At 69.8% G+C, this 12,409-nt stretch carries 12 protein-coding genes; 9 read left to right on the forward strand and 3 right to left on the reverse strand.

Annotated features, from left to right (window positions below; genetic code table 11):
- Positions 1-39: 39 nt before the first annotated feature.
- The 5 genes from L3078_RS31470 (at position 40) to L3078_RS31490 (ending at position 4,138) form a co-directional block, all read left to right on the forward strand.
- Entirely contained in the window at positions 40-696 is a 657-nt protein-coding gene (locus tag L3078_RS31470) for a DUF4166 domain-containing protein (protein ID WP_239760536.1), read from the forward strand.
- A complete protein-coding gene (locus L3078_RS31475; RefSeq protein ID WP_239757327.1) occupies positions 693-1,325 on the forward strand; it encodes a TetR/AcrR family transcriptional regulator in 633 nt (210 codons plus the stop codon). Before L3078_RS31470 ends, L3078_RS31475 begins: the two co-directional genes overlap by 4 nt.
- Positions 1,326-1,461: 136 nt before the next feature.
- The gene (locus L3078_RS31480) at positions 1,462-1,971 is read left to right on the forward strand and encodes a MarR family winged helix-turn-helix transcriptional regulator (protein ID WP_055713502.1); all 510 of its coding nucleotides are present in this window, start codon (positions 1,462-1,464) and stop codon (positions 1,969-1,971) included.
- A 55-nt stretch (positions 1,972-2,026) separates the two neighbouring features.
- Positions 2,027-2,365, forward strand: coding sequence for a DUF3817 domain-containing protein (locus L3078_RS31485; protein WP_239757328.1), 339 nt, complete (start codon positions 2,027-2,029; stop codon positions 2,363-2,365).
- 72 nt (positions 2,366-2,437) lie between these two features.
- Positions 2,438-4,138 carry a coenzyme B12-dependent isobutyryl-CoA mutase large subunit gene (locus L3078_RS31490; protein ID WP_239757329.1) on the forward strand — a complete coding sequence of 567 codons (1,701 nt, stop codon included), beginning with the start codon at positions 2,438-2,440 and terminating at the stop codon, positions 4,136-4,138.
- Positions 4,139-4,234: 96 nt separating this feature from the next.
- Here the strand turns inward: L3078_RS31490 and L3078_RS31495 are convergent, their stop codons facing one another.
- Entirely contained in the window at positions 4,235-4,858 is a 624-nt protein-coding gene (locus tag L3078_RS31495; RefSeq protein WP_239757330.1) for a TetR/AcrR family transcriptional regulator, read from the reverse strand.
- Positions 4,859-5,046: 188 nt separating this feature from the next.
- Between L3078_RS31495 and L3078_RS31500 the strand changes: the two genes are divergently transcribed.
- The 4 genes from L3078_RS31500 (at position 5,047) to L3078_RS31515 (ending at position 9,501) form a co-directional block, all read left to right on the forward strand.
- Positions 5,047-6,024, forward strand: coding sequence for a tetratricopeptide repeat protein (locus tag L3078_RS31500; RefSeq protein ID WP_239757331.1), 978 nt, complete (start codon positions 5,047-5,049; stop codon positions 6,022-6,024).
- A 637-nt stretch (positions 6,025-6,661) separates the two neighbouring features.
- A complete protein-coding gene (locus L3078_RS31505) occupies positions 6,662-7,297 on the forward strand; it encodes a DUF6230 family protein (RefSeq protein WP_239757332.1) in 636 nt (211 codons plus the stop codon).
- A gap of 166 nt (positions 7,298-7,463) precedes the next feature.
- Positions 7,464-8,087, forward strand: a complete 624-nt coding sequence (locus tag L3078_RS31510) for a DUF6114 domain-containing protein (RefSeq protein ID WP_239757333.1) — start codon at positions 7,464-7,466, stop codon at positions 8,085-8,087.
- The gene (locus tag L3078_RS31515; protein WP_239757334.1) at positions 8,077-9,501 is read left to right on the forward strand and encodes a hypothetical protein; all 1,425 of its coding nucleotides are present in this window, start codon (positions 8,077-8,079) and stop codon (positions 9,499-9,501) included. The genes L3078_RS31510 and L3078_RS31515 overlap by 11 nt, the downstream gene beginning before the upstream one ends.
- A gap of 127 nt (positions 9,502-9,628) precedes the next feature.
- Here L3078_RS31515 and pyk read toward each other — a convergent pair whose 3' ends face one another.
- Together pyk and L3078_RS31525 are read right to left on the reverse strand one after the other, a co-directional pair.
- On the reverse strand, positions 9,629-11,059 hold the full coding sequence (gene pyk / locus L3078_RS31520; protein ID WP_239757335.1) for a pyruvate kinase: 1,431 nt from the start codon (positions 11,057-11,059) through the stop codon (positions 9,629-9,631).
- A gap of 135 nt (positions 11,060-11,194) precedes the next feature.
- Positions 11,195-12,406, reverse strand: a complete 1,212-nt coding sequence (locus L3078_RS31525; RefSeq protein ID WP_239757336.1) for an acetate kinase — start codon at positions 12,404-12,406, stop codon at positions 11,195-11,197.
- Positions 12,407-12,409: the final 3 nt, after the last annotated feature.

Consider the following 12,409-nt stretch of genomic DNA (forward strand, 5'->3'; position numbering starts at 1 on the left):
CCCGCGCCGCCCTCCCCGGCCTCGATCTTCCGTACGGTCATGGGCGCGGACTTCGACCGGCTCCATCCCGAGCTGCGCCGGCGCTTCTCGGTCGGACTGGCGAGTGGGCAGGCGTGCACGGGCCGGGGTGTGATGGACCGCGTCTGGCACGGGCGGGGCCTGGTGAAACCGTTCCTCGCGCTCGGGGGCACCCGGAACATCCTCGTCCCGCGTGAGGGGCGCGATGTCCCCTTCACCATCGAGAACGTGCCGTACGCCGACGGTTTCGGCCGTGAGACGGTGACGTTCGTGCGTACCTTCGACCTGCCCGGCCGGTCCCGCCGGTTCGACGCCCAGATGGTGCTGAGCCCCAAGGGCGACCGCGTCCTCGACTACCTCGGCACCCACCAGCACCTCGCCAGCGACCTGCACTTCCGTGCGGAGCCCGACGGGTCGCTGCTGATCCGCTCCGGCGAGCACCGCTTCCGTGAGGGGCCGGTCGACGTCCGTGTCCCCGGGCTCATCGGCGGTGACGCGGAGGTGCGGGAGCGGTTCGACGAGCGGACCGGGCGTTTCCGGATCCAGGTGCGGGTGGTGAACCGGTACGTCGGGCCGCTCTTCGGTTACGAGGGCTCCTTCACCGCGACCTACCAGGACGTCCGGGTGTGCGGGGTGCGGCCCGGGCTGCGGCCGGTCCGTGAGGAGGCGCGGGCGTGAGCGCGGAGACCCGGACGAAGCTGCTGGAGGGCGCGCTGCGGACGCTCGTCGAGCAGGGGATCGCCAAGACGTCCGCCCGTTCGATCGCCGCGACCGCCGGGGTGAACCAGGCGCTCGTCTTCTACCACTTCGGGTCCGTGGACGAACTCCTCGCGGCCGCCTGCCGGTACGGGGCGGAGCAGCGGGTCGCCCGCCATCGGGAGCGGATGGCGGCGATCGGGTCGCTCTCCGAACTGCTGGCCTTCGGGCGGGAGATGCATGTGGAGGAGCGGGCGGCGGGGCATGTGGCCGTGCTGGGCCAGTTGCTGGCGGGGGCGCAGACCCAGGCGCGGCTGGCGCCGGCGACGGCGGCGGGGCTGGACCTGTGGATCGCGGAGGTGGAGGGGGTGTTGCGGCGGGTCCTCGCGGGCTCGCCGCTCGGGGAGTTCGTCGACGCGGGGGGGCTGGCTCGGGCCGTGGCGGCTTCGTTCGTGGGGCTGGAGCTGTACGAGGGGGTGGATCCGGAGGGGGCGGGGGAGGCGCTCGGGGCGCTGGAGCAGTTGGCGGGGCTTGTCGCCGCGTTGGACGGGCTCGGGGCTGTGGCACAGCGGGCGGTGCGGCATCAGTTGCGGAAGGCGGCGGGGCGGTGAGGTCGGGTTCGGGTGCGGGGCGGGGCTCCGCCCCGAACCCCGTTCGCGCAGTTCCCCGCGCCCCTGTGGTGGTGGACGGCGACCGAAAGGCGAGACGGGGCTGACCGGCATGTGACCGGCCGGTAAGGTCTGGGGCGTGCCGAAGCCGCTCAGCCTCTCCTTCGATCCCATCTCGCGCGCCGACGAGCACTGGAAGCAGCGCTGGGGGAACGTGCCGTCCATGGCCGCGATCACGTCGATCATGCGTGCCCAGCAGATCCTGCTGGCGGAGGTCGACGCGGTGGTCAAACCGTACGGGCTGACGTTCGCGCGCTACGAGGCCCTCGTGCTGCTCACCTTCTCGCAGAAGGGCGAGCTGCCGATGTCCAAGATCGGTGAGCGGCTCATGGTGCACCCCACCTCCGTGACGAACACCGTCGACCGTCTGGTGAAGTCCGGTCTGGTCGACAAGCGCCCCAACCCCAACGACGGCCGCGGCACCCTCGCCTCCATCACCGACAAGGGCCGCGAGGTCTGCGACGCCGCCACCCGTGACCTCATGGCCATGGACTTCGGCCTCGGCGCCTACGACGCCGAGGAGTGCGCGGAGATCTTCGCGATGCTCAGGCCGCTGCGGGTGGCGGCGGGGGACTTCGAGGAGAGCTGAGCCGGCGGCCGGGGGTGCTCGAAGATCGTGCCCGACCTGTGGCTACGCTCGTGCTATGAAAAAGAGCGTGCTGACCCGCTACCGCGTCCTGGCCTATGTCACCGGTGTGCTGCTGGTACTGCTGACCCTGGGCATGATCGGCAAGTACGTGCTCGAACTGGACGGGGCCGCGGACTTCACGTACGTCGTCAGCCTCGCGCACGGCTGGCTGTACGTCCTGTACCTGGTCTTCGCCTTCGATCTCGGCTCCAAGGCGAAGTGGCCGGTCAAGAAGCAGATCTGGGTGCTGCTGGCGGGCACGATCCCGACGGCCGCCTTCTTCGTGGAGCGCAAGGTCAGCCGCGAGCTGGAAGCGAAGATCGAGGACAGCTCGGTCGCGACCGCCAAGGCGTAATTTCACCGCCGTGCGGACGCCTACGGCGGTCTGTCGTCGACATTTACTAGGACGTCCTAGTAAATTGGTGGTATGGACGCTGACGCCATCGAAGAGGGCCGCCGCCGCTGGCAGGACCGTTACGACTCCGCGCGGAAGCGGGAGGCCGACTTCACGACGCTCTCCGGGGATCCGGTGGAGCCCGTGTACGGGCCCCGGCCGGGCGACGTGTACGAGGGCTTCGAGCGGATCGGCTGGCCGGGGGAGTACCCCTTCACCCGCGGGCTGTATCCGACCGGCTACCGGGGGCGGACATGGACGATCCGCCAGTTCGCGGGCTTCGGGAACGCCGAGCAGACGAACGAGCGCTACAAGACGATCCTCGCCAACGGGGGCGGAGGACTGTCCGTCGCGTTCGACATGCCGACCCTGATGGGGCGGGACTCCGACGACCCGCGCTCGCTCGGTGAGGTGGGGCACTGCGGGGTCGCGATCGACTCCGCCGCCGACATGGAGGTGTTGTTCCAGGACATCCCGCTGGGCGACGTCACCACGTCCATGACGATCAGCGGGCCCGCCGTCCCCGTCTTCTGTATGTACCTCGTCGCCGCCGAGCGGCAGGGCGTCGACCCGGGGGTGCTCAACGGCACGCTCCAGACCGACATCTTCAAGGAGTACATCGCGCAGAAGGAGTGGCTCTTCCAGCCCGAGCCGCATCTGCGGCTCATCGGGGACCTGATGGAGCACTGCGCCGCCGAGATCCCGGCGTACAAGCCGCTGTCCGTCTCCGGCTACCACATCCGTGAGGCCGGGGCCACGGCCGCGCAGGAGCTGGCGTACACGCTCGCGGACGGGTTCGGGTACGTGGAGCTGGGGCTCAGCCGGGGGCTGGACGTCGACGTGTTCGCGCCCGGGCTGTCCTTCTTCTTCGACGCGCACGTCGACTTCTTCGAGGAGATCGCCAAGTTCCGCGCGGCGCGCCGGATCTGGGCGCGGTGGATGCGCGACGTGTACGGGGCGCGGACGGAGAAGGCCCAGTGGCTGCGGTTCCACACCCAGACCGCCGGGGTCTCGCTGACCGCGCAGCAGCCGTACAACAACGTGGTGCGTACGGCGGTGGAGGCGCTGTCGGCGGTGCTCGGCGGGACCAACTCGCTGCACACCAACGCGTTGGACGAGACGCTGGCGCTGCCGTCCGAGCAGGCGGCGGAGATCGCGCTGCGGACGCAGCAGGTGCTGATGGAGGAGACCGGGGTCGCCAACGTCGCCGATCCGCTGGGCGGTTCGTGGTACGTCGAGCAGCTGACGGACCGTATCGAGGCCGACGCCGAGAAGATCTTCGACCAGATCAAGGAGCGGGGGCTGCGGGCGCATCCGGACGGGGTGCATCCGATCGGGCCGATCACGTCCGGGATCCTGCGGGGGATCGAGGACGGGTGGTTCACCGGGGAGATCGCGGAGTCCGCCTTCCGGTACCAACAGGCCCTGGAGAAGGGGGAGAAGCGAGTCGTCGGGGTCAACGTCCACCATGGGTCGGTGACCGGGGACCTGGAGATCCTGCGGGTCAGCCACGAGGTGGAGCGGGAGCAGGTGCGGGTGCTCGCGGGGCGGAAGGGGGCGCGGGACGACGCGGCGGTGCGGACCGCGCTCGACGCGATGCTCGCGGCGGCGCGGGGTGGGGCCAACATGATCGGGCCGATGCTCGACGCGGTGCGGGCCGAGGCGACGCTCGGGGAGATCTGCGGGGTGCTGCGGGAGGAGTGGGGGGTGTATACGGAGCCGGCGGGGTTCTAGGCGCGGTTGCCTCCGGCGGGGCGGGGGAGGCCGTCGTCGAGTGCGGGTGGGCGGGGGCTTCTCGCGCGGTTCCCCGCGTCCCTTACGGGGCGCGGTTCATGAAACGCCCCTCAGGCCGTGCAGCAAGAGGGTCGTGAAGGCCTTGGCCCAGGTTTCGTCCGCCGGTTCCGCGCTGACCAGGGTGCGGTGGACCACCGCGCCCGCGACCACGTCGAAGATGAGGTCGACGGTGCGGGTCGCCGTGGTGGGGTCGGGTTCCGGGGGGAGTTCGCCGCGGGCCTGGGCGCGGGCGCGGCCCTCCAGGACCAGGCGTTTCTGGCGGTCGACGATGGAGTCGCGGATGCGTTCGCGCAGGGCGTCGTCGTGGGTCGACTCGGCGACGACGGCCATGAGGCCGCTCTTGGCCTCCGGGCGGGCCAGGATCGCCGCGAACTGGAGCACCACGCCCTCGATGTCGGCCGCCAGGCTGCCCCGGTCCGGGAGGCGGAGCTCGTCGAAGAGTTCCGCCACCGCGTCCACGACGAGTTCGTTCTTGCCCGCCCAGCGGCGGTACAGGGTCGTCTTCGCGACACCGGCCCGGCCGGCCACGTCGCCCAGGGTCAGCTTCGACCAGCCCAGCTCGACCAGCGCCGCACGGGTCGCGGCCAGGATCGCGGCGTCCGCGGCGGCGCTGCGCGGACGGCCGCCCGTGGCGCGGGCGGCGGGGCTGCGGCTCTGCATCCGCCGACCATATCCGGCCGTTGTCGAAGTACTCCCCGCCGTCGTGAGGCAGATCACTGCGGAGTGGGTAATGAGGGGTGCAGGAGAGTCGCCGGGGCCGTTACGCTACGAGTCGTAGCGTAAGCCGGGGCGGACGCCGGCCTCGGGACGCTTTTCACCTGCGTGCTCGGAAGGGGGAGGATGTACTCATGCAGCCACGGAACATGTCCATGAGCGGAGTCGTCGACCTCGCCGCGGTGAAGGCGGCCCAGGAGGCCAAGGCGAAGGCGGAGCAGGCGCGCGCCGAAGCGGCCCGGCAGGGCGGCGGAGGGGCGGTCTCCCCGGCCGACCTGGTCATCGACGTCGATGAGGCCGGGTTCGAGAGTGAGGTCCTGCAGCGGTCCACCGAAGTCCCCGTCGTCATCGACTTCTGGGCCGAGTGGTGCCAGCCCTGCAAGCAGCTCAGCCCGGTGCTGGAGCGCCTCGCCGTCGAGTACAACGGCAAGTTCGTCCTCGCGAAGATCGATGTCGACGCCAACCAGATGTTGATGCAGCAGTTCGGGATCCAGGGGATCCCGGCCGTGTTCGCCGTCGTCGCCGGTCAGGCCCTGCCCCTCTTCCAGGGCGCCGCCCCCGAGCAGCAGATCCGCGCGACCCTCGACCAGCTCGTCCAGGTCGCCGAGGAGCGCTTCGGGCTCACCGGCCTGGTGGTGGACCCGGACGCCGCACCCGGCGCCCCCGTCGAGGCGGCCCCGCAGATCCCGGCCGGCCCCTACGACCACCTGCTCGAAGCCGCCGTACGGGCCCTGGACGCGGGCGACTTCGGCGGCGCGGTGCAGGCCTACAAGAACGTGCTGAGCGACGACCCGGGCAACACCGAGGCCAAACTGGGCCTCGCCCAGGCCGAGTTGCTCCAGCGGGTGCAGGGCGTCGACCCGCAGGACGTGCGCAAGGCGGCCGCCGAGAACCCGGGCGACGCGCAGGCGCAGATCGCGGCGGCGGACCTCGACCTCGTCGGCGGACATGTGGAGGACGCGTTCGGGCGACTCATCGACACGGTGCGGCGCACGGCCGGTGACGACCGGGACGCCGTACGGCTGCGGCTGCTGGAGCTCTTCGAGGTGGTCGGCGGCGACGACCCGCGGGTGGCCGCGGCGCGTCGTTCGCTGGCGCGGGCCCTGTTCTGACGGGTTCGTGAGCGCACCCGTCCCGGAGTGCCGGGACGGGTGGTGCGCGAGTGAGAGATTTGGCGACACAGCGACACCGCGGCCGCGTTTTACCAAATCTTGGTAATCGCGGCCGCTGTTACTGGCAGTAAGAGAAAGTCGTCGTTCTGTCGGACTCTGTCCGACTGTTCCCCCATGTGTCGCCTCACTGGGCGCCACCCAGGGTCGCTGGCCGATGCCGATGGGTCGTTGTTCGGTTATCCGTCCGTTACTAGCCAGTAACGACCCCCCTTGCGGGGGCGGCGAGAATGCACCACGATCGGCGACGCTCGGTCCTGTCCCCTACCCCGCCAGCCAGTCGGGTCATCGGGTTTTCTGGGTCCCCACCGAGTAGAGCGGGCGACAGTGGCGCCGGCTCTTGGGCAGGGGGGTCTCCGCCAACCGCGGAGCCTGTCCAGCAGGTTGTGCGTGATGCGTGTCAGGCGCGACCAGTGGTTGTCGCTCGGGGGTGATCGCCGGTGATTCGGGCGCTTTTCGCGCCACCGAGCGCGGGCGCTCTCCTTCCCGAGGACGTAGCACTTCTCCCATCCCTGTCCGGCCGAGCCGCCGCCAAGGGGCGAGCCGGTGTCAGGAGATGTACGTCCGAGAAGGAGGAAATATGGAGTCCCAGGTGCGTGGCGGGACCAGATGGAAGCGGTTCGCTGTGGTCATGGTGCCCAGCGTCGCCGCCACGGCAGCGATAGGTGTCGCCCTCGCGCAGGGTGCTCTCGCCGCGTCGTTCAGTGTGTCGGGTCAGTCGTTCAAGGTGACGGCGGGCCAGCTCGACGGCACGGGCTTCTCGCAGTACGGAGCGCTCGACGAGGGTTACACCCTCAAGGGCGAGAAGACGGTTCACCCCGTCGCCGTTTCGGCGTTCAAGTCCGCGACCATCACCAACATGTGCCAGTCGGTCGTCACCCCCGGTGTCCCGATTCTCGGTAGCGTCAGCCTCAAGCTGACCGCCGGCACCGGTGGCAAGAAGGTCGAGGCCGAGAACCTCTACATCGACGTCGAAGAACTCGAGGGTGACGCCACCTTCCGTGGCATCGACATCGGTGTGGCCGCCAAGGACGCCACCAAGGGTCCGGGCATGAAGGGCGGCAAGGAGCAGGCCAACCCCTACGGGTTCGCCCAGCAGGCCGACTCGGCCTCGCTGAGCGACGTGAAGCAGACGGCGTGGGCGACCACTGCCGGAACCTTCAAGCTGAGCAACCTCAAGATGTCCCTCCACAAGGGCGTCGTGGAGTGCTACTAGGCACTCCCTGGGCGGGTGAGGGGGCGTCCGCTTCTTCGCCCGCCCGTCCCTCCCGTCGTGCGCTCCACCGCGCACGCGACCTCCGTACCTGAATTTCCGTACGGCCGCTTCGTACGTGTCGTACGTGAACTTCTCACAGCAACACCGTTCCAGGGAGCTGTTGTCCATGAGCGCCGAGTCAACGGGGCAGAACGAAGACTATCTCCGCGCCTTTCGGCGGCGCTTTAGCGACTGGAGGGGCTCTCGTCCCTTCTGGGCGGGCCTGTTGGTCCTGCTCGGCGGTTTCCCGATCATGTACCTGCCGTACGCGAACCTCCAGATCGGTCACCTCACGCTCGCCATGTCGACGACGGGCGGCGCGGGTTCCCTCATCATCGGCGTGCTGCTGGTGGTGCTGGGGGTCAGCCTCTGGTTCCAGCGGCACGTACGCACCTTCGCCGGTACGGCGGCGATCCTCCTGGCGCTCGTGTCCATCCCGGTCTCCAACCTCGGTGGCTTCGGTGTCGGCTTCCTGCTCTCCCTGATCGGCGGTGCGCTGGCCATCGCCTGGGCCCCCGGTCACGAGGAGGCGGCGGTGCCGTCCACCTACAAGACCCCGTCGCGGACGCCGGTGCCGCAGGACACGGCCCCCGAGAACACGGCACAGCAAGGTGCGGTCCCCCTGCACAAGGGCGACGCCCCGGAGCCCGCGGGTGCGGGTTCGGTGAGCGGGGCGCCGAACGGCGAGGGCGACGACCTGACAGGTACCACCCCCACGAACGGGACGAACGGGAGGCACAGTGCCGGCTGACGAGGTGACCCACGGGACTTCGGTGGGAGAGTCCCGTGCGAGATCCGGACCGCGGCACGCGGCGCCCAAGAAGCCCCTTCTCACCCGGCTGAACGTGCCGGCGGGCAAGGCGATAGCCCTGGCGGCGATGCCGACGGCGGTCCTCATGGGCATGGGCTTCACGCCCACGCTGACGCTCGCCCGCGCCGACGACCCGACGAAGCTGTCTCTGACGGCCGACGAGTACAAGGACTGCGTGGAGGCCCTGGAGGCCGCCGAGGAAGGCACCGACGCCTCCGCCACGCCGACCCCGACGCCGACGCCGTCCGCCGAGGAGAGCACCGACTCCACGGACGAGGGCACGTCGACGGACGAGGGCGACGACACGTCCGCGGGCGACGACTCCGCCGACGACAGCAACTCCTCCGGCGACTCGGCCGCCGACGACACGACCACGGACGACTCCGCGTCGTCGGATTCAGGTTCCGACGACAAGGACGGCTCCGCTTCGGACGAGTCGTCGACGGACGACAGCGACAAGTCCGCGACCGACACGGCCGGTTCCGGCGAGGCTCCCTCGGCCGACACCTCCGAGACCGACAGCGGCGGCAACGTGCTGGAGGACATCGGCACCGCGATCGAGGACCTGTTCACGCCGGACGACAAGGAGACGGAGACCACCACTCCGTCCACGTCCACCAGCCCGTCCCCCTCGCCCTCCCCCTCGGACGACGCCTCCGGCTCCGACGAGGGCGAGAAGGACGACACGGGCTCGGACGCCGGCAAGGACGCCCAGGACACCGCCGACAACGCCTCCGACAAGGTCGAGGACGCGGCGAAGGACGTCACGGACAGCGCGGACGACGCCGACAAGAAGGCCGAGGACGCCACCGACGACGCCACGGACGACGCGACCGCCACGCCGAGCCCCTCGCCGAGCGAGAGCACGGACGCGGAGGGCTGCCCGGTCGCCACGGACGACGAGAGCGGCGTCGAGAAGGGCATCCCGCCGCTGCCGAACGACCCCTGGTACCTGAACGCCAGCTCGCTGCTGCTGAAGGGCGCCGACTACAAGGGCATCGTCAAGGTGAAGACCGCCGACGGCTCGGTCAAGGAGGTGCTGAAGTACGTCATCTCCGACGGCACCGACATCGGCGACCTCCACCAGACGGTCGAGGACAAGCAGGCAGGCGTGACCTACCACGTGCAGGCCGGCAAGGGCACGACGTCCACGATCCGCGAGGGCAAGACGATCATGTACACCGAGAGCATCTCCGGCAACCTGCTCGGTCTGATCCCGGTGACCTTCGACCCCAAGCACCCGCCGCCGCTGAACATCCCGCTGATCTACTTCACCAAGGTGAAGGTCGTCCAGGCGGGCCAGTTCGGCGGAACGCTCACCGTGCCCGGCATGCACCAGTTCACGACCGACTGAGCAGCCGGTCACTTCGTGGCCCGGGAAACCGGGCCCCCAGGACCCGTCCGGGAGCCGCACAGCACTGAGGGCGCCCCCTGTTCCCAGGAGGCGCCCTCAGTGATGTCGTACGACGGTGACGGCCGCGTCAGTCGCGGGCGCCGCCGCCCAGGTGGTGGACCCGGACCATGTTGGTGGTGCCCGGGACACCGGGGGGAGAGCCGGCGGTGATGACCGCGATGTCACCCTCGTTGAAACGGTTGAGCTTGACCATCTCGTGGTCGACCAGGTCGACCATCTCGTCGGTGCTGTTCACGAACGGCACGACGTGCGACTCGACACCCCAGCTGAGCGCCAGCTGGTTACGGGTGGACTCGTCGGTGGTGTACGCGATGATCGGCTGCGAGGCGCGATAGCGCGAGAGCCGGCGGGCGGTGTCACCCGACTGCGTGAACGCCACCAGGGCCCGGCCGCCGAGGAAGTCGGCGATCTCGCAGGCGGCACGGGCGATCGAACCACCCTGCGTGCGCGGCTTCTTGCCCGGCACCAGCGGCTGGAGGCCCTTGGAGAGCAGCTCCTCCTCGGCCGCCGTGACGATCTTCGACATCGTCCGGACCGTCTCCAGCGGGTACGCGCCCACGCTGGACTCCGCCGACAGCATGACCGCGTCCGCGCCGTCCAGGATCGCGTTGGCCACGTCGGAGGCCTCGGCGCGCGTGGGGCGGGAGTTGGTGATCATCGACTCCATCATCTGGGTCGCCACGATCACCGGCTTGGCGTTGCGGCGGCACAGCTCGATGAGCCGCTTCTGCACCATGGGGACCTTCTCGAGCGGGTACTCGACGGCCAGGTCGCCACGGGCGACCATCACGCCGTCGAACGCCATCACGACGTCCTCCATGTTCTCCACCGCCTGCGGCTTCTCCACCTTGGCGATGACGGGGACCCGGCGGCCCACCTCGTCCATCACCTTGTGGACGTCCCGCACGTCGCTCGCGTCCCGCACGAACGACAGCGCCACCAGGTCGCAGCCCATCCGCAGCGCGAACCGCAGGTCCTCGACGTCCTTCTCGGACAGCGCGGGCACGTTGACGGCCGCGCCGGGCAGGTTGATGCCCTTGTGGTCGGAGATGACACCGCCCTCGACGACCTCGGTCCGCACGCGCGGGCCGTCGACCTCGATGACCTTCAGCTCGACGTTGCCGTCGTTGATGAGGACCTGGTCGCCGGGGGAGACGTCCCCGGGCAGCCCCTTGTACGTCGTACCGCAGATCTGCTTGTCGCCCGGCACGTCCTCGGCGGTGATGGTGAACTCGTCACCGCGCACCAGCTCCACCGGACCCTCGGCGAAGGTCTCCAGACGGATCTTCGGGCCCTGGAGGTCGGCGAGCACACCGATGGCCACACCGGTCTCGGCGGCGGCGGCCCGGACCCGGTCGTAGCGGCCCTGGTGCTCGGCGTGACTGCCGTGGCTGAAATTGAAACGGGCCACGTTCATGCCGGCCTCGATGAGGGCGACCAGTTGCTCGTGGGAGTCGACCGCGGGGCCGAGAGTACAGACGATTTTCGAACGGCGCATGGGACGATCCTATCGGTTTGTTTCGCTCCGGAATATTCCGTCTGGCGGAATGCTGCAATTCATGTGGGCGGCTATGCGCTCAGTCGTGTTACCGGCGTGTATTGCTCGGTGGCGCTCAGTTGTTCTTTTCGAAGCTCAGATGTTCTTTCCGACCAGGGCGTACGTCTGTGCCGCGATCTCCAGTTCCTCGTCCGTCGGGACCACCGCGACCGCGACCCGCGTACCGGCCGGCGAGATCAGCCGCGGCGCGTCGCCCCGTACGGCGTTGAGGTCGCCGTCCACGGCCAGGCCCAGCCCCTCCAGGCCCGCCACGGCGGCCTCCCGCACCGGCGCCGCGTTCTCGCCGACACCCGCGGTGAACGCGACCGCGTCCACCCGGCCGAGCACCGCGTAGTAAGCGCCGATGTACTTCTTCAACCGGTGAATGTAGATGTCGAAGGCCAGCTTCGCCCGTTCGTCGCCCTCGTCGATTCGCCGGCGGATTTCCCGCATGTCGTTGTCGCCGCACAGCCCGATCAGACCGCTCTTCTTGTTGAGGAGAGTGTCGATCTCGTCCGTGGACATTCCGCCAACGCGCATCAAATGAAAGATGACAGCCGGGTCCAGGTCTCCGGACCGCGTACCCATCACGAGCCCCTCCAAAGGCGTCAGCCCCATGGAGGTGTCCACGCACCGGCCGCCCTCGACCGCCGAGGCCGACGCCCCGTTGCCGAGGTGCAGCACGATGACGTTCACCTCGGACGGGTCCTTGCCCAGCAGTTCGGCCGTCGCCCGGGACACGTACGCGTGCGAGGTGCCGTGGAAGCCGTAGCGGCGGACGCGGTGCGCGTCGGCCGTCTCGACGTCGATGGCGTAGCGGGCGGCCGACTCCGGCATGGTGGTGTGGAACGCCGTGTCGAACACCGCCACCTGCGGCAGATCGGGGCGCAGCGCCTGGGCGGTCCGGATCCCGGTCAGGTTGGCCGGGTTGTGCAGCGGTGCCACGGGGATCAGGCGCTCGATCTCCGCGAGCACGGCGCTGTCGATCACGGTGGGCTCGGTGAAGCTCTGCCCGCCGTGCACCACGCGGTGCCCGATGGCGGCCAGTTCGGGGGAGTCGAGGCCGAGGCCGTCCTCGGCCAGCTCCTCGGCGACGGCCTTCAGGGCGGCCTCGTGGTCGGCGATCGGCTCGGTGCGCTCGCGGGCGGCTCCCCCTGCGACGAGCGGGCTGTGCTTCAGCCGGGAGGTCTCCTCACCGATGCGCTCCACCAGGCCCATGGCGAGACGGCTGCTGTCGCGCATGTCGAGCAGTTGGTACTTCACCGAGGAGGAGCCGGAGTTGAGGACGAGGACGCGGGTGGCGGTCACGGG

It is taken from the genome of Streptomyces deccanensis (assembly GCF_022385335.1).
In the GTDB taxonomy this organism is placed as follows: Bacteria; Actinomycetota; Actinomycetes; order Streptomycetales; family Streptomycetaceae; genus Streptomyces; species Streptomyces deccanensis.